At 67.7% G+C, this 17,813-nt stretch carries 15 protein-coding genes; 7 read left to right on the top strand and 8 right to left on the bottom strand.

Annotated elements, in window-relative coordinates:
- Positions 1 to 380 precede the first annotated feature (380 nt).
- From JW364_RS06420 to JW364_RS06430, 3 genes are all read left to right on the top strand, one after another.
- Positions 381 to 1,640, top strand: a complete 1,260-nt coding sequence (locus JW364_RS06420) for an HNH endonuclease signature motif containing protein (RefSeq protein WP_205333646.1) — start codon at positions 381 to 383, stop codon at positions 1,638 to 1,640.
- 765 nt (positions 1,641 to 2,405) lie between these two features.
- Entirely contained in the window at positions 2,406 to 4,403 is a 1,998-nt protein-coding gene (locus tag JW364_RS06425; protein WP_205333647.1) for a M13 family metallopeptidase, read from the top strand.
- Positions 4,400 to 4,969: a potassium channel family protein gene (locus tag JW364_RS06430; protein WP_205333648.1), complete on the top strand. Its 570-nt coding sequence runs from the start codon at positions 4,400 to 4,402 to the stop codon at positions 4,967 to 4,969. Before JW364_RS06425 ends, JW364_RS06430 begins: the two co-directional genes overlap by 4 nt.
- 24 nt (positions 4,970 to 4,993) lie before the next feature.
- On the opposite strand, the gene JW364_RS06435 is transcribed toward JW364_RS06430, so the two are convergent.
- Positions 4,994 to 6,121 carry an NDMA-dependent alcohol dehydrogenase gene (locus JW364_RS06435; protein WP_065630320.1) on the bottom strand — a complete coding sequence of 376 codons (1,128 nt, stop codon included), beginning with the start codon at positions 6,119 to 6,121 and terminating at the stop codon, positions 4,994 to 4,996.
- Between the two features lie 403 nt (positions 6,122 to 6,524).
- Between JW364_RS06435 and JW364_RS06440 the strand changes: the two genes are divergently transcribed.
- Positions 6,525 to 7,481, top strand: coding sequence for a R2-like ligand-binding oxidase (locus tag JW364_RS06440; RefSeq protein ID WP_068971393.1), 957 nt, complete (start codon positions 6,525 to 6,527; stop codon positions 7,479 to 7,481).
- On the opposite strand, the gene JW364_RS06445 is transcribed toward JW364_RS06440, so the two are convergent.
- The 5 genes from JW364_RS06445 to JW364_RS06465 are packed head-to-tail and all read right to left on the bottom strand — an operon-like array spanning position 7,482 to position 12,430.
- A complete protein-coding gene (locus JW364_RS06445; protein ID WP_205333649.1) occupies positions 7,482 to 8,099 on the bottom strand; it encodes an ABC transporter ATP-binding protein in 618 nt (205 codons plus the stop codon).
- Positions 8,096 to 8,860 (bottom strand): ATP-binding cassette domain-containing protein, encoded by a 765-nt coding sequence (locus tag JW364_RS06450; protein WP_205333650.1) that lies wholly within the window; start codon positions 8,858 to 8,860, stop codon positions 8,096 to 8,098. The genes JW364_RS06445 and JW364_RS06450 overlap by 4 nt, the downstream gene beginning before the upstream one ends.
- Complete coding sequence (locus tag JW364_RS06455) at positions 8,857 to 9,699, bottom strand: ABC transporter permease (protein WP_205333665.1); 843 nt, start codon at positions 9,697 to 9,699, stop codon at positions 8,857 to 8,859. The genes JW364_RS06450 and JW364_RS06455 overlap by 4 nt, the downstream gene beginning before the upstream one ends.
- 23 nt (positions 9,700 to 9,722) lie before the next feature.
- A complete protein-coding gene (locus JW364_RS06460) occupies positions 9,723 to 10,817 on the bottom strand; it encodes an ABC transporter permease (RefSeq protein WP_068971398.1) in 1,095 nt (364 codons plus the stop codon).
- A complete protein-coding gene (locus JW364_RS06465; RefSeq protein ID WP_205333651.1) occupies positions 10,799 to 12,430 on the bottom strand; it encodes an ABC transporter substrate-binding protein in 1,632 nt (543 codons plus the stop codon). The genes JW364_RS06460 and JW364_RS06465 overlap by 19 nt, the downstream gene beginning before the upstream one ends.
- A 147-nt stretch (positions 12,431 to 12,577) precedes the next feature.
- Between JW364_RS06465 and JW364_RS06470 the strand changes: the two genes are divergently transcribed.
- Both JW364_RS06470 and JW364_RS06475 read left to right on the top strand, forming a co-directional pair.
- Complete coding sequence (locus JW364_RS06470) at positions 12,578 to 12,871, top strand: helix-turn-helix transcriptional regulator (RefSeq protein WP_068971395.1); 294 nt, start codon at positions 12,578 to 12,580, stop codon at positions 12,869 to 12,871.
- Positions 12,872 to 12,893: 22 nt separating this feature from the next.
- The gene (locus JW364_RS06475; RefSeq protein WP_068971390.1) at positions 12,894 to 13,751 is read left to right on the top strand and encodes an alpha/beta fold hydrolase; all 858 of its coding nucleotides are present in this window, start codon (positions 12,894 to 12,896) and stop codon (positions 13,749 to 13,751) included.
- Positions 13,752 to 13,777: 26 nt separating this feature from the next.
- On the opposite strand, the gene JW364_RS06480 is transcribed toward JW364_RS06475, so the two are convergent.
- Entirely contained in the window at positions 13,778 to 13,951 is a 174-nt protein-coding gene (locus JW364_RS06480) for a hypothetical protein (protein WP_240198779.1), read from the bottom strand.
- A 761-nt stretch (positions 13,952 to 14,712) separates the two neighbouring features.
- Between JW364_RS06480 and JW364_RS06485 the strand changes: the two genes are divergently transcribed.
- A complete protein-coding gene (locus JW364_RS06485; protein WP_205333653.1) occupies positions 14,713 to 15,387 on the top strand; it encodes a slipin family protein in 675 nt (224 codons plus the stop codon).
- A 150-nt stretch (positions 15,388 to 15,537) separates the two neighbouring features.
- On the opposite strand, the gene JW364_RS06490 is transcribed toward JW364_RS06485, so the two are convergent.
- A complete protein-coding gene (locus tag JW364_RS06490; protein WP_205333654.1) occupies positions 15,538 to 17,739 on the bottom strand; it encodes a 3-hydroxyacyl-CoA dehydrogenase NAD-binding domain-containing protein in 2,202 nt (733 codons plus the stop codon).
- Positions 17,740 to 17,813 lie beyond the last annotated feature (74 nt).

Here is a 17,813-nt window from a genome sequence, read left to right on the forward strand (position 1 = left end):
TCACGAACCGGCGCTCGCCCCCCGCTGGTTGAGCCGGCACCGAGCGAAGCCGCCGGGCCGAGCAAGCGACGAAGGAGCGCGTCGAGGTCGAGGCGCCGAGTCGAAGCCACTCGGTAACCCCGACGCCGCTGAATGACCCCGACGGACGCAGCACCCCAGGCACGGCGTGTTGCGGATGCGGCCCGGGAGAGTCCTCAGACCCCCGCTCCATCGAGGACACAACACATTTGCCCCCCGAACGGGCACGAATACGACTGGAGTGCACCTCGGTCGACGGGGGGTTGCACAGTCAACGCCAATGGACGCACAGTCGACGAAAAACACTGCACAGTCGATGAATTCGTGTTTCGGGCCTGTTGAGACTCCTCGTAATCGAACGCATGTTCCGGTACCTTGGAGTCATGCCAGAGCTTGCCACCCTCCTCGATCGACTCATCGAGACCACCCCACCCGCCGACGACCGAACAGGCAGAGAAACTCTCGACGCCCTCGACACGTTGCGCCTGATCCGCAACACCGTCGACCACCAGATCGTCGCGCACGCAGCACAACTCGACGACCTCGGCGTCGCGCAGAAAGCCGGCAGCACCACCAAGAAGTTACTGATCGAGTCAGGCCACGCCCCGGCCGCCGCCCAACGCACCATGCGAAGTGTCGATGCCCTGCCGGGGTTGCCGGCGCTGTCTCGTCATGCCGCCGACGGGCGACTGTCCAGCGAAATCGTCGACGCCATTGTTCGCGGCATGAACCAGATCGAGAAGTGCTGCGCCGATGGTGGTTCCGACGACGACCGCTCACGGTACGAGATCGAACTCATCGCCCAAGCACTGTCCGGTGCGACGCCGTCGCAAGTGCTCAAGCATGCTCGCGCGATCGCCAACAACCTTGCCTATGCCTCCGACACCGGTGTCCCCTCGGCTGACGACCCATCGCTGAACTCGGTCAACGCGCACACCACCGACGACGGCCGCGTCGAGGTGCGCGCCGACCTCACCCAGGTGGTCGGTGAGAAGTTCATGGCGATGATCGACGAACGGTCCTGTCCGCGGCCCGAACCCGACGGCACCGAGGACCGGCGCACCGCCGAGCAACGCCGCGCCGACGCCTTCGAACTGATCCTCGATCAAGCAGCGATCGGCGCCACCCTCGACACCGTCGGAAGCCCACGCACGCAACTGATGCTGACGATCCCCGCGACCGAAGACCTGGCGACGCTGCCGTGGACCGGATCGGTCAGCCATGCCGCCGCGAAACAGGTGTCGTGCGACGGCTCGCTCACGGAGATAATCCTCGATAGTGAGGGCGTACCACTACAGATGGGTCACACCCGCCGGTTGTATCCGTCACACTTACGCAAGGCGGTAATCGTCCGCGACGCCTGCTGCATCAAATGTGGTGCGCCGCCGTCCCATACGCAGGTGCATCACATCAAGTCGTGGGCCGACGGCGGACCCACCGACCTCGACAACGGGTGTCTGCTGTGCCAGCGCTGCCACACCCAGGTCCACCACCACGGTTGGGACATCGTCATGGGTTTCGACCGACACCCCTGGCTCGTCCCACCCGCGACCATCGACCCACTGCGTCGACCGTTACCCGCCTACAACCGCCGCACCATGCGACTCGACGAGGCCGCCTGAACAGCCACCTGACCACCACCCCGACCGCACTCTTTCGCGCAGCACCTTCCGCACCCGACTCATGTCCGGGACTACATGTGTTCCTTGACAACTCCACAGTGATTCCACTCGCCACTGCCGTCCCGGGGTGACCGGGCAACGCATGTTCGGGAGCAGGGAGCACCCCTGCTCCCTGCTCTGAAAGAGCCAGAGGGCGCTGGGCCGGCGACCGGCAGACTTCAACTCGACCGGCAGACTTCGATCGAAGTCTGGGAGTCGAGTTGAAGTCTGTCGGTCACAATCGGGGCGCCGCGAGCTTGCAGAGCGCACGACCACCCCCCTCCCCCAGGAGCGGCCCGGAGCTCGCAGAGGCGCGTCACCCCCGCTCCCTGAGGACCGCCCGGAGCTTGCGGAGGGCGCGTCAGCCCCCGCTCCCTGAGGAGCGCCCGGAGCTTGCGGAGGGCGCGTCACGAAGGGTCAGCCCACGCATCTCACCAGGACCCTTCGTGACGCTCGCAAGCTCGCTCCTCAGGGAGCAGGGGTCGGGCTCGCAAGCTCGCTCCTCAGGGAGCAGGGGTCGGGCTCGCAAGCTCGCTCCTCAGGGGGCGGAGTGAGACGCTCGCAAGCTCGCTCCTCAGGGAGCGGGGGCGACGCTCGCAAGCTCGCACCTCAGGGGCGGGATGAGACGCTCGAGGCCGCCACGAAGCTCTCGCCCGGCAACGACCAGGGACTCTCCGATTTCGCCCACGGCGGAGGCGGCTGACGAATAGACGATCCGGTGACAGGATGGAGCGCGTGACTGCATCGAATACCGACCTCAGCTCCGGACTCGACCTCGAGTGGGTCGACGATTCCGTCCGCGTTCAGGACGACCTGTTCGCTCACGTCAACGGCAAGTGGCTCGAGTCGCACGTCATCCCCGACGACCGTTCCGTCGACGGCGCCTTCCACGTGCTGCGCGACAACTCCGAGGAGAACGTGCGCGACATCATCACCGACTGCGCCTCGTCGAACCCGGAAAGCGGTTCCGACGAGCAGAAGATCGGTGACCTGTACGCGTCGTTCATGGACACCGACCACATCGAGGCCCTCGGGATCGGCCCGATCACCGGGGAACTGGAGAAAATCGCGGCCATCGACTCGCTCGAGGCGCTGGCCCGGCGGGTCGGACGGCTGCAGCGCCATGGCACCGGCGGTCTGTTCGGCTACTACGTGGACACGGATGCGAAGCAGTCCGACCGATACCTCGTGCACCTGACGCAGTCGGGTCTCGGACTGCCCGACGAGTCCTACTACCGGGAGGACAAGCACGCCGAGACCAGGACTGCGTACGTCGCGCACGTCGAGCGCATGTTCGCTCTCGCCGGATTCGACGACGCCGCCGCCCGGGCCGCGACGGTCCTCGACCTCGAGACGGCCATCGCCGCTCAGCACTGGGATGTGGTCCGGCGCCGCGATGCCGAGCTCACGTACAACCTCATGTCGCTCGACGAGTTGAGCACCACCGCAGACGGTTTCCCATTTTCGGAGTGGTTCGGCGGCCTGGGCACCAGCGGTGACGCGACCTTCGCCGAGGTCGTCGTCGCGCAGCCGTCGTTCCTGTCGGGCGTCGCCGGCCTCCTCACGGATCGCCCCCTCGACGAGTGGAAGACCTGGCTGACCTGGCGGCTCGTGCATTCGGCCGCGTCGTACCTGTCCGCACCGTTCGTCGACGAGAACTTCGACTTCTACGGCCGCATCCTGACCGGCGCGGAGGCCAACCGCGACCGGTGGAAGCGGGGCGTCGGGTTCGTCGAGGCCGCGATGGGATTCGCGGTCGGCAAACTCTATGTGGCCAAGCACTTCCCGCCCGAGGCCAAGGCACGGATGGACGAGCTGATCGCCAACCTGGTCGAGGCCTACCGCCGCAACATCTCCGACCTGCCGTGGATGACCCCGGAGACCCGGGAGAAGGCGCTGGTCAAGCTCGGCAAGTTCACCCCCAAGATCGGCTATCCGGCCAAGTGGCGCGACTACAGTTCGTTGAGCGTCGATCGCGGCGACCTCATCGGGAACGTCGCCCGGTCCGCGTCGTTCGAGCAGGACCGCGAGTTCGCCAAGATCGGCTCACCGGTCGACCACGACGAATGGTTCATGACGCCGCAGACGGTCAACGCCTACTACAACCCCGGCATGAACGAGATCGTGTTCCCGGCGGCGATCCTGCAGCCGCCGTTCTTCGACCCCGACGCCGACGACGCGGTCAACTATGGCGGCATCGGCGCGGTCATCGGTCACGAGATCGGGCACGGATTCGACGATCAGGGCGCGAAGTACGACGGCGACGGCAACCTCGTCGACTGGTGGACCGACACCGACCGGACCGAGTTCTCCTCGCGGACACGCAAACTCATCGACCAATACGGTGAGTTCACCCCGACCGGACTCGATCCCGAGCACAAGGTCAACGGCGACTTCACCATCGGTGAGAACATCGGTGACCTCGGCGGGTTGTCGATCGGACTCGTCGCGTACCAGATCGCGAACGAGGCGAGCGGGGCCCAACCGCCGATCATCGACGGCCTGACCGGAACACAGCGCGTGTTCTACAGCTGGGCGCAGATCTGGCGGACCAAGACCCGGGATGCCGAAGCCATCCGACGCCTCTCGATCGACCCGCATTCGCCGCCGGAGTTCCGGTGCAACGGCGTCGTCCGCAACATGGACGCGTTCCACGAGGCCTTCGACGTCAAGCCCGGGGACTCGCTGTACCTGGACCCCGCCGAACGCGTGCGGATCTGGTGAACGACGTGCCCGGCGGACCCGGTCCGCGCGACGAGGGTCCGCCGGGTACGGCCGCATCACTGGGTCTGGTCCGGGGACGCGAACTCACGGTCGCCCTGCTGCGACCGATCGGAGCCGCCGTCGTCCTGCTCGCCGGATACTTCCTGCTGCCCATCGACAAAGAGAGCGACCTGAACTATCTCGGCCTCGTCGTCGGGGCCGCGCTGCTGATCGCGTTCTGTGTCTGGGAGGTCCGCAAGTTCGCCGGCTCCGACCGGCCCGTCGCGACCGCGATGGAGATGCTGGTGGCGCTGGCCGGGTTCTACATCGTCGCGTTCGCGACGACGTACTTCCTGTTCTCCGAATACGATCCCGGCAGTTTCAACGCGTCGCTCACCCGGATCGACGCCCTGTACTTCTGCCTCACCGTGTTCACCACGACGGGTTTCGGCGACATCGCGCCGGATTCGCAGGGTGCGCGCGTCGCGGTGTCGATCCAGATGGCGAGCACCCTGCTGCTCCTCGGTCTGGGCGTGCGCTTCCTCAACCTGCTGGTGAACCAGCGACGCCAGGCCACCGGACGGTGACCTGGCGTCGCTGATCGGTCAGGCTCAGTAGTCGTCGTCGCCGTAGACGATCATGCCGCGGATGTTGTTGCCCGCCAGCATGTCGTCGTAGGCCTCGTTGATCTGGTCGAGTCGGTAGGTGTTGGTCACCAGGTCGTCGAGGTTGAGCTTGCCGGCCCGGTACTCGTTCAGGAGCGCCGGAACCTGGGTGCGGGGGCTCGCACCGCCGAAGATGGCGCCCTGCACACGCTTCTGCATGAGGGTGAGATCGAAGAGGTTCATCTGGGCGTCCATCGAGGCGAAGTTGCCCATGCCCACCACGACGACCTGCCCCGCCTTGCCGGTGAGCGCCAGAGCCGGGGCGATCATCGACCCGTCGATCTCACCCACCGTGAGGATGGTCGTATTGGCCATCTTGCCCCAGGTGATGTCACCGATCGCCTCGAGCGCCGCCTCCATCGACGGGAACGTGTGTGTCGCACCCAGCTTTTCGGCCATCTGCAACTTGAACGGCACCGGATCGACGGCGATGACGTTGCGCGCACCGGCCGCCGCGGCACCCTGCACCGAGTTGATACCGACACCACCGATGCCCACGACCACCACGGTGTCACCGGCGTGGGTGCCGCCGATCTCGACGGCCGAACCCCAGCCGGTCGCCACACCGCAACCGAGCAGCGCAGCCGTCTGAAGGGGGATGTCGTCTTCGATCTTGACCAGCGACGCCTGGTTGACCGTGATGTACGGGGCGAAGGTGCCGAGCATGCACATCTGCACCAGGGGCACCCCGTCGTGGGTGTACGCGCGGTTCGTGTCGTCGGCGATGGACAGACCGGTCAGAAGGCGCGCGCCCTCGTCGCAGATGTTCTGCTGACCGCGTGAGCACGGCTCGCACGTGCCGCACGCGGGGATGAAGGCGGTGACGACGTGGTCACCCTCCTTGAGGCGGGTGACACCCGGGCCCACCTTGGTGACGATGCCGGCGCCCTCGTGACCACCGAGCACCGGCATGGGTGCCGGGCTGTCGCCGGTCCGCAGGTGGTGATCCGAGTGGCACAGACCCGAGCTGACGAGTTTGACCTGGACTTCACCCGCGACCGGATCGCCGAGCTCGAACTCCTCGATCTTCCACTCTTCGCCCGGATTGCGCAGAACTGCACCTTTGGTCTTCATTCGTGCTCCTCGCTCGTGCCACCCCGAATCGGGGCGTCAGATATCGCCGTCTGCTTATGCGACGTAGATCACATGGTGGTCCACCGGTGACACCTTCGCAGGCGTTTCACGCAATCCATGGCACAGGATTGGGGGTGACGTTCCAGCCGAGGATTTCGTGGCGGGCGCGACCGCTGTCCCGGCGGCCAGGAACCGCTGCACAGTCGACGGCAAAGGCGCACAGTCGACGAACGAGGCCGCACGGTCGACGACGACGGGTCCGAAGCGTCGAGGGCGCCGGTCGGTCCGCGCCACACCGCAAAGCACCTCGGCGACAACAGAGTTGGCCGATCTCATGTCTGCGGATCGAGGAACGGGTTAGCGTCGGGGTATTCCACTTCCGAAGTGTCTGGCTGGTGATCTCATGACTCTCATCGAACACAAAGCGGAGGGCCGGCAGGACTTCTCGTCATTGCGACAAGGCGGTCTCAACTGGGACTCGTTTCCGTTGCGGCTCTTCGTGAAAGGCAATGCACGGTTCTGGGACCCGGTCGCCATCGACTTCTCGCAGGACGCTCAGGACTGGGCGGAGCTCACCGACGAGCAGCGCCGGAGCGCCACCTATCTGGTGAGTCAGTTCATCGCCGGCGAGGAGGCGGTCACCCAGGACATCCAGCCGTTCATGAAGGCGATGGCGACCGAGGGCCGCTTCGGCGACGAGATGTACCTGTCGCAGTTCTGCTTCGAGGAGGCCAAGCACACCCAGGTGTTCCGGCGATGGATGGACGCCGTCGGCCTCACCGGCGACCTCCAGAACTTCGTCAGCGCGAATCCGTACTACCACCAGCTGTTCTACGAGGAGCTGCCGGCGTCCCTGCACATCCTCGACCACGACCCGTCGCCGCGGAACCAGATCCGCGCCAGCGTCACCTACAACCACGTGATCGAGGGCAGCCTGGCGCTCACCGGTTACCACGCGTGGCAGAAGGTCTGTACCCAGCACGGGATCTTCCCCGGGATGCAGAAGCTGATCCGGTTCATCGGCGACGACGAGCGCCGGCACATGGCGTGGGGAACCTTCACATGCCGCCGGCACGTGGCGGCCGATGACTCGCTCTGGGACGCCGTGGGCGAACGCATGAACGAGCTGCTGCCGCTCGCCCTGGGCATGATCGAGTGGGTCAACCAGCAGTTCGAGGTCCAACCCTTCGGCCTCGACAACGACGAGTTCCTGGCCTATGCCGCCGACCGCGCCCAGCGCCGGCTGTCGGCCATCGAGTCCGCCCGGGGCCGCCCGGTCGCCGAGATCGACCTCGACTACTCCCCCGAGGTCCTCGAAGACCAGTTCGGCGAGGACGACGCCATCCGCCTGCAGATGTGATCAGCGCCGATCGAGGTCGACGACATCCCGGCTGCGCGACTCCACCAGCCGCCGGTCGTGGCTCACCAGCAGCAGACCGACCCCGTCGGCGACGAGGTCGTCGAGCAGCGAGGCCACGGCGCGGGACGCGACCGGATCGAGCATCGCGGTCGGTTCGTCGCACAGCACGACCCGCGGTTGCTGCACCACGAGCCGCGCGAGGCACGCGCGCTGCAGTTGACCGTCACTGACCTGTGCGGGATAGCGGTCGAGCAGCGCCGGATCGAGTCCGACGCGCATCGCGGCACTCTCGACGTCACAGTCGCGTCGCGCGATCGTCGCGGGTTCGGCGACGATCCGGCGCAGCGTCCACCGCGGGTTGGTCACCAACCGCGGATGCTGGGCGAGCAGGCCGACATCCCCGGGACGCCGCCGGTCGCCGCACCACTCGACCGATCCCTCGGCCGGTGCGCTCAGCCCGGCGAGGATGCGCAGCAGCGTCGTCTTGCCACTCCCCGATCGCCCGACCACGCCGGTCACCGACCCGGCCGCCACGCCGACGTCGAGCGCGTCGAACACCACCGCGTCCCCGAAGCGCGCCGTGAGTCCCGTCCCGACGAGGAGGTCTCCCGTGGTCACGGCACCCTCTCGAAGAACCCGGCGACATAGGCGTCGTCGGAGTCGGCGATCTGATCGAGACGGCTGTGGTCGACGACCCGCCCCGCCCGCATGACGGCCACCGAATCGCACCCGCGGCGCATCGTCTCGACGTCATGCGTGATCACGAGGACCGCGGCGCCGCGCCGTGCGGTGTCGGCGAGGAGTTCCCAGATGTCGGCGGCGAGTTCGGCGTCGAGTGCGGAGGTGGGCTCGTCGGCGACGATCGTGTCCGGGTCGCCGGCCAGGGCCGCGGCGATCGCGGCGCGCTGTGCCATGCCACCGGACAGCTCGTGGGGATACAACCCGAGCGCATCGGGGTCGAGTTGCACGCGCCGGCACAACTCGACGGCGTCATGCGTACCGTCCAGGATGCCGATCACCTCGTCGAGCTGGGCTCCGACGCTGCGCACCGGGGTGAAGGAGGTGGCCACCGATTGGGGCACGAAGCCGACGCGACGCCCGCGGACCTCGCGCCACCGTCGGTCGTCACCGAGCAGTTGGTGGTCGGTGAACTCCTGGCCGCCCACCCGCAGCCGTCCGGTCACCGCAGCGCCCGGCGGGAGCAGACCGGACAGCACTGCCGCGACCATCGACTTACCGCAGCCGGATTGGCCCACGAGAGCGGTCAGCGTCCCGGCGGGCAACGGCAACGTGACGTCGTCGAGGACCCGGACCGCCGACCGGTTCCATCCGCTTCGGGTCACGATGTCGACCGTCACCCCGTCGAGTCCAGCACTCATCGCCACACCTCACCGGCCGGCGGCAACGTGGCTCGGCGCAGCGACGACGCCGCAGCCGCACACGCCAGTGCCGTGACCATCAGGGCGACGCCCGGCACCACCAGCGTCCACCACGCACCGGTGAGGATGTCACCGCGCGCCTGACCGAGCAGCGTGCCGAGACTTGCGGCATCCGGGGACAGCCCGACGCCCAGGAACGACAGCGTCGTCTCATGCCAGACCGCATGGGGCAACAGCACGGTCATCGCGACCAGCACCTGGCCGCTCACCGCGGGCGCCAGGTGACGGACGGCGATGAAGGTGCGGGATGCGCCGGCCAGCCGGGCCGATTCCACCCACCCCGACGACATCGCCTCCAGCAGTTCGGCGCGCACCACCCGCGCCACGGCAGGCCAGTGGGTCAGGGCTATCGACGCGATGATCGCGACCGGCTCGCCTCGCCACATCGCGGCGATGACGACCCCGACGACCAGGTGGGGCAGGGCATTGACGCCGTCGACGACGCGCATGATCACGGCGTCGAACCACCCGCCGACCGTCACCGCGCCCAGGCCGACGATGACGCCCAGGGCCGTTGCCAGGACCGCGCACGCGGCGGCGATCAGCAGCGAGATCCGCAGTCCTTCGGCGGTTCTGACGCCGAGGTCGTACCCGGAATGATCGGTCCCGAGCGCCGCCTCAGCACCCGGCGGCAGCAGTGAACGAGCGAAATCGGCGGTCTGGTCGCCTGCGACCACGGGCCACCCGACCGCCGTCACGACCAGAACTGCCAGCATCACCCACGGCGCGACGAGGGCCAGGCGGTAACCGACCGTCGCCCGAGGGCTCGTCAGCTGCATCGTCGACGCGCCACCGATCGTCGTCACGCGGTCAGTCCGATCCGCGGATCGATCGCCACCGCCGCCGCGTCGGACAGCGCCGACCCGAGGAGGACGAGCACGGCCGAACCGATGGCGAGTGCAGCGAGCAACGAGAAGTCCAGGGCGACGGCCGAATCGACCAGGGCTTCGGCGAGACCCGGCCATCCGAACACGGTCTCGACGATGGCCGCGCCGGCGATGAGTTCGGGCAGCCGGGTCCCGAGGAGTGCGAGTGTTGGCAGCACCGACACCGGAACCACGTGTCCTCGCAGCAGCGTCCACCCGTTCACGCCACGGGCACGGGCGGCCCGCACCGCGTCCGAACCGGTGGCCTCGACGACGGCCGTGCGCATGGTCAGGAGCAACCACGGAACCATCGACACCGTCAGGGCCAGGTACGGCAACACGGCATGGGTGACCAGCCCGTCGAGCGAGTAGTCGTCGCCGGGGCGTCGGGCGCCGGAGGTCGGGAACCAGCCGAGCGCGACCGCGAAGGTGCTGACCAGCACGAGCGACACCACGAACGGTGGGGTCGCGGCCAGCATGGCCGCCAGCGCCGTACACGCCCGATCCGACAGCCCTCCCCGCCGCATGCCGATGACGGCACCGCCGACGACGGCGATCAGCGCGGCGGAGACCAGCGCGGCCGCCGACATCCCGAGGGTGAACGGAAGTCGTTGCGCGATCACATCTCCCACCGCCTGGCCCTGGGTCGACGACCAGCCCAGGTCGCCATGGAAGAGCGCGACCCACCAGTTCCACCAGGCGCTCAGCCAGTGCTGGTCCAGGTCGTAGGCGGCCGCGATAGCCTCCCGCTGGGCGGGGGTCGCCGACTGGTAGTCGTCACCGAGATGAGCGGTGAGCGGATCGAAGGGCGACGCCGCGGCGACGGCGAAGATCCCCAGCGACACCAGGATCGTCGTGGGGATCATCAGTAGGACGCGCCGGAGCAGGAGCCGGCCGCCGCGGCGCGCCCGCGAGTCGCGTCCTCGCGATCGCTCACGCCGAGGCCGTTCGAGCCGGGAGCGATCGTCCGCGTCGACGTCGCGTGCAGACCCTACCGACGAGGTGAGCGCTGTCACGAAACCGGCTGCCAGGACGGGATGTTCCACCACGGACCCCAGGTCACCCCGTGCGAATGGGGCTCCAGAATCGGTGCGTCGTGCCGCCAGCCCTCGCCGCGGACGGCATAGGTGTGGTGGAGAAAGGCCAGGAAGACGTAGGACGGCTGGGCCACATAGACCTGCTGGATGCGTTGGTAGCGCAGGTCGTTGTCCGGCCCGGGCGCGCTCGCGCGGGCCTCGTCGAGCAGCGCGTCCAGCCCGGGGGCGGTGAGGTCACCGGGGTTGGAGTACGGCGACGAGTCCGGAAACCGGGTGTGCAGCGTGTCGTAGATCTGCGAGTCGATGCTGTAGGGCGTCGCTCCCCCACCCAGAACCACTGCTGCCGTCGACAATTCGGAGTCGATGTCGTCCCAGCTGGTACCGCGGGTGAGCACCTCGACGCCGATCGGTTTCATCGCCGCCGCGAACGCGACCGCGAGGTCGCGGCGAAGGGTGTCCTGCGCGTTGTAGAGAAGCGGGAACGATGCGCGATCGGCGCCGCGGACACGTACGCCGTCGGCGCCCGTCCGCCACCCCGCCGCGTCGAGTGCCGCCCTCGCACCGTCGGCGTCGAACTCGAACTGCGCGCCCTCGTCGTAGACGCTCGCCCCGTATACCGGAGCGACCGGGGTGCTCGCGGGTTCGCCGTCACCGGTGAGCACATCGTCGACGACTGCCTGCCGGTCGACCCCCAGGTTCATGGCGAGGCGCGCCGCCGGATCGGCGGTGAAGGGGTTCGCGCTCGGCAGCGAGATGCCGCGCCAGTCAGCGGATTTCACCGAGATCACGTCGATGCCGTCACGGCCCTCGAGGCCTTCGGCGAGTCTCGGCGGCAGATTCGCGCCGTCGATCTCGCCGGCCGCGATCCGCTGTGCGCGGGTGTTGTCGTCGGGCACGTGGGTGTAGACGAGGCGCTGCACCGCGGGCCGATTGCCCCAATGATCCTCACGCGCAACGAAAACGGACTGGTCGGGTTCGAGCGATTCCAGCCGGTAGGCCCCAGTGCCCACCGGTTCGGTGTTCAGCGCCCACTCCGCGGCCGGCGCGTCCTCCACCCGTTCCGACGGTACGACGCCCACCAGGAGGTAGGGCGACGGATCGGCGTCGGTGTTCATCCGGACCGTCACCGCCCGCGGCCCGTCGGCCTCGACCGCGACGATCGGCGCGAAGTCGGTGGAGATCGACGACGCCACCCGCGAATCGACGACCGCCCGGTACGTCGCGACGACGTCGGCGGCGTCGAAATCGGTGCCGTCGGAGAACGAGATGCCACTCTTGAGCGGCACCCGCCACGTCCGCGGCGCGACGCGCTCGGGCCGGGACTCGGCCAGGGCCGGGACGAGGTCGGGAACACGGTCATCGCCGTCCGCGGCCGGGACGAGCAAGCCATCGTAGACGGGTGAGACACCGAGCTGCGCGTAGCCCAGCATCGGGTTGAAGTCGCCGAGCGCCTGGCCCTCCCCGAGCACGATCTGATCGGCCACCGTGGGCTGATCCGACGCCGAGCAGCCGGCGAGTGCGACAGTCGCGAGCAGCACAGCAGCTCCGGCCGTGGCGACTCCGCGAACGACCGACGACGCTCCCCCTACATCTGTGTGCACGGACATATGTTCCCCCAGACACACATTTGCCGCCACCGGGGGCGGCGGTGAACGATGGGCGGTATACCTGCAGCAACACCGAGAGGACGAGGAGAGCCGGTGACCGACTTCGACCCGAACTCGTTTGACGCGGACTCCTGGGCTGCACGGTTCATGCTGCTCAGCGACCCGAACCGGCTCCGGCTCGTCGCGGAGATGCATGCCCACCCGGGGTCGACCGTGGCCGAGCTCGCCACCCGCATCGGCATCACCGAGAACGCCGCGTCGCAGTCGATCCGCAAACTGCGCGACCAGGGGTGGGTCCGTTCGGAGAAGGCCGGCCGGATGGTCCACTACGAGGTGGTCGGCGACGCGATCGTGCACCGCATCCTGCACGACATCATCGGGGTCGGACATCTGACCGCAGCGGATCGGCCGGATCACGCCCACCCGGTGACAACGGATTAGAACACGTTCTAGTCTGGTCGACGTGGATGTCACCTTCGATGCGACCAAACGGGAACTGACGACCGACCAGGGCACGCTGCGCTATCACGAGGCCGGTGACGCCGACGCGCCGCCGTTGATCCTCTTGCACGGGTCGGGCCCCGGCGTGACCGGCTGGCGCAACTACCGCGGGAACCTCGGTCACTTCGCACAGACGCACCATTGTTTCGTTCTCGAGTTCCCCGGCTTCGGCGTCAGCGACGCCGTCGAAGGCCACCCGGTGCTGACCGCCGGCGGTTCGGTCATCCGGTTCATGGACGCGCTAGGCATCGACAAGGCCGCGATGATCGGCAACTCGATGGGCGGCGTCGTCGGCGTCAACCTGGCGATCAAGAAGCCCGAGCGCGTCGAGAAGCTCGTGACCATCGGCGGCGTCGGCCCGAATGTGTTCAGCCCCAGCCCCAGTGAGGGCCTCCGACTCCTGCAGGAGTTCACCGACGCCCCGGACAAGGACAAGCTCGTCCGCTGGCTCACCTCGATGGTCTTCGACCGCGCCCTGGTCACCGAGGAACTGATCGCCGAGCGCTGGGAGGCCGCCATCAATCCCGACGCGCAGAAGACGGCGCAGATGATGTACGGCTCGGCGGCATTCGAGATGCAGCAGCAGTTCATGGCCGCGTCCGACAACCCGCCGTACTGGGCGTCGATGCACAAAGTCGCCTGCCCGACGCTGCTGACCTGGGGCCGCGACGACCGTGTCAGCCCACCTGACATGGCACTGGTCCCGATGCGCCTGATCCCCGACGCCGAGTTGCACATCTTCCCGAGGTGCGGGCACTGGGTGATGATCGAGGCCAAGGCTGCGTTCGAGGCGACGGTGGGGGCCTTCCTCGCCCGGTGACATCGATGTGGGAGAGGTTCTCCCGGTCAAGCCCCCCGCGACCACAACAGGTACCCCACCGCGAGCGCGAACACACCGGGACCCAGACACACCAGGTGGTCGCGGGTCACCGCCTCGTCGAGGTCGGCGTCGGAGAGTCCGGCGCGCACCGCGTGCTCGCGCAGGATGAGGCCGGAACGATCAGTGGGTATCGGGATCACGCGCACTTGGACGTGCGACGACCCCCTACGGTTCCATCCCCGCCCCCGGCCCGAAAGAATGACCGACTTATCCTGCTCCCTGATCCGAAAGAACGACACAACCGCTGGTCTGTTGGGGTGCAAGCGATGTCCTCCCTCTGCGCCCTGAGGTGCGAGGAGCGCCAGCGACGAGCCTCGAAGGGTTTGGCGCCGCATCTCACCGGGACCCTTCGTGACGGCCTCCGCAAGCTCCGGCCTCCTCAGGGAGCGATAGTTGGGCTCGCTCCGACCACAACGAGTTCTTCCGCAGTCCACGACGGCCACCAGGCCGCGGATACTGAGGACCAACCGATCCCGCTGTGGCAGCGACCGATCGAATCCGCCCACCCCCCGCTCCCTGAGGAGCGCCCGGAGCTTGCGGAGGGCGCGTCACGAAGGGTCACCCCCGCCACTCGCCGTTATTCCGTTGCGCCCCAGTGTACGACGCTGGCATAGTTCCCGTTCGGCACGAGACCAGCAGACCGGAGCGGGGTACCGCGAAGTGTTTCTGCGCGTCGGAATCCTCGTCCGCCTTCAGATGGCAAGGGATACATCCCGAACAGGTTCGAGTCCTGACACGGCACCGCTCCCGGGAGCACGGGCCGGCCGGTCCTGTGGTCGTCGTCCGAGTCGTCCTCGACTCCGCGGCGCACCCCACCGGCTCGCCCACCCACGAGCGGTGTCGCCATCCGAACCCATGCCCGACCCGACAAGCATTGCGACGCAACGGAAGGAGGATCGTCATGCTGTTCCACAACCGAATCACCGTCTCGCCGGGTCACACCGTGCTGGCCTACCGGGGTACCGCCGTCCAGGCACTGCCCGCCGGCCGCCACCGTGTGCGCAAGCCTGACGCCACGTTCGACGTCGACCTGCGCGAGCGACTGATCCCCGTCGCGCCGCAGGAGGTACTCACCGCCGACTCCATGTCGGTCCGTGTCTCGATGACGTTGCGCGCCTGCGTGATCGACGCGGTGGCCTTCGTCGAGCGGTCTGCCGACCCGATCGGCGCGGTCTACCTGGCCGCGCAGGTCGCGCTGCGCGAGGTCTGCGCCGGCGTGGGTTCGGACGACCTCGTCCGTCGCGGCGAGGCCGTCGACGTCACGCCGATCCGCGCCGCGGCTGCCGAGGTAGCCGGCACCGTCGGTCTGGAGGTTCTCGAGGTCGTCATTCGCGACGTCATCGTCCCGGCCGAGGTCCGCACCGCGGCCCTCGAGGTGATCACGGCGAAGACCCGCGGTCAGGCCAAGCTCGAGGCGGCACGCGCGGAGACCGCCGCGCTGCGCGCGCTGGCCAACGCGGGCCGGTTGCTCGATGCCCACCCGGCACTGGCCCAGCTGCGCCTCGTCGAGGCGGTGCCCTACGGCGCCCGCGTCGTCCTCAGCGTCGGCGGCGCCGAGGTGGCGACCGAGGACTGAGCCTTCCCGCGGTCCCGTTTCCGTCCCGCTGATCAGATCAGATCATCGGCATGGAAATGGCGACGCGGGAACGGTTCTGGCACAGCAAAGCCCCGGCCGGAACGAATCCGGCCGGGGCCCTTGTTGTCTGCTGGTCACCCAGCGAGATCGTCAATTCGCAGTGAGGTTCTCGTTGGTCAGCTTGGTGACACCCTGGTCAGCCTTCTCGACGAGCGAGGCCGGCGGCTCGAAGTGCTTGCCGTACTTGCCGGCAAGTTCCTTGGCACGCGCGACGAAACCGGGCACGCCACCCTCGTAGCCGTTGATGTACTGGATGACACCACCGGTCCAGGCCGGGAAGCCGATGCCGAAGATCGAACCGATGTTGGCGTCCTCGACGGAGGTGAGCACACCCTCGTCGAAGCACTTGACGGTCTCGAGGGCTTCGGCAAAGAGCATGCGCTCCTTCATGTCCTCGAGCGGGATCTCCGTGGTACCCGACTTGAACTGCTCACGCAGACCCGGCCAGAGCTGGGTGCGCTTGCCGTTCTCGTCGTAGTCGTAGAAGCCCTTGCCGTCCTTCTTGGCGGTACGGCCGTTCTCGACCATCCAGTCGACGACGGCGTTCGAGCCGTGCTGCGGAACTTCCTTGCCCTCTGCCTTGAGCGCCGCCTCGGTCTCCTTGCGGATCTTCTGCGGCAGGGTCAGGGTCAGCTCGTCCATGAGCTGGAGCGGCGCGGCCGGGTAACCGGCCTGGGTGCCCGCATGCTCGATGAACGCCGGTTCGACGCCCTCACCGACGGCCGCGATGGCCTCGTTGATGAAGGTGCCGATGACGCGGCTGGTGAAGAAGCCACGGCTGTCGTTGACGACGATCGGGGTCTTGCGGATCTGTAGGGTGTAGTCGATGACCTTGGCCAGCACGGCATCCGAGGTCTTCTCACCCTTGATGATCTCGACCAGCGGCATCTTGTCGACCGGCGAGAAGAAGTGGATACCGATGAAGTCCTCGGACCGCTTCACGCTCTCGGCGAGGATGGTGATCGGCAGGGTCGAGGTGTTGGAACCCAGGACGGCGTCGGGCTCGACGATGTCCTCGATCTCCTGGAACACCTTGCGCTTGACCTCGACCGACTCGAAGGCGGCCTCGATGACGAGGTCGACGCCCTTGAAGTCCTGGGGATCGACGGTCGGGTGGATGCGGGCGAGGAGTGCGTCGCTCTTCTCCTGGGTGGTCTTGCCCTTGGCGAGAGCCTTCTCCTCGAGCTTCTCCGAGTACCCCTTGCCGCGCTTGGCAGCGTCGAGGTCGATGTCCTTGAGGACGACCTCGATGCCGGCCTTCGCCGACACGTAAGCGATTGCCGCGCCCATCATTCCGGCGCCGATGACGCCGACCTTCTTGGCGGTGAACTTGTCATAGCCCTCGGGGCGCGAGCCGCCGCCGTTGATGTGCTGCAGGTCGAAGAAGAACGCCTTGATCATGTTCTGCGCGACCTGGCCGGTGACCAGCGAGACGAAGTAGCGGGTCTCGATGATGTCGGCGGTGTCGACATCGACGTAGGCGCCTTCGACGGCAGCGGCCAGGATGGCGCGCGGCGCCGGCATGTTGGCGCCCTTGATCTGCTTGCGCAGCAGGGCCGGAAGAGCCGGGAGGTTCGCGGCGAACGCCGGGTTGGTGGGAGCACCGCCCGGGATCTTGTAGCCCTTGACGTCGAACGGCTGCTGGGCCTCGGGATTCTCCTTGATCCAGGCCTTGGCGGCGGGGACCAGTTCTTCGATGGACCCGACGACCTCGTTGACCAGACCGGTCTCCTTGGCCTTGGTCGGGTTGAAACGCTGGCCCTGGAGCAGGACGCCCATCAGGGCGTTCTGGATACCGAGCAGACGGACGGTACGGACGACGCCGCCGCCGCCGGGCAGCAGGCCGAGGGTGGCCTCGGGCAGACCGATCTGAACACCCTTGACGTCCGCGGCGATGCGGTAGTGGGTGTGCAGCGCGATCTCCAGGCCGCCGCCGAGCGCGGCACCGTTGATGGCCGCGACGACCGGCTTGCCCAGGGTCTCGAGACGACGCAGCACCTTCTTCATGGCGTTGGTGGTCTCGGTGATCTGCGTGGCGATCTCCTCCTTGGAGACACCGCTGCGATCGCTCGTCATGTCCTTGAGGTCGCCGCCGGCGAAGAAGGTCTTCTTCGCGGAGGTGAGGACGACACCGGTGATGTCGTCCTTCTCGGCCTCCAGGCGATCGACGGTCGCGGCCATCGACTCCTGGTAGAGCGCGTTCATCGTGTTGGCGCCCTGGTTGGGGTCGTCCATGGTCAGGATGACGACGCCGTCGGCGTCCTTCTCCCAGTTGATCATGTTGTCACTCATGGTGATTCGCAGAGTTCTTTCTCGTGAAGTGGTCATCGCTGCCCCCTGAGGAGCGAGCGAAGCGACGCGCCCCG

It is taken from the genome of Gordonia sp. BP-119 (genome assembly GCF_016924115.1).
Taxonomy (GTDB): Bacteria; Actinomycetota; Actinomycetes; order Mycobacteriales; family Mycobacteriaceae; genus Gordonia; species Gordonia hongkongensis.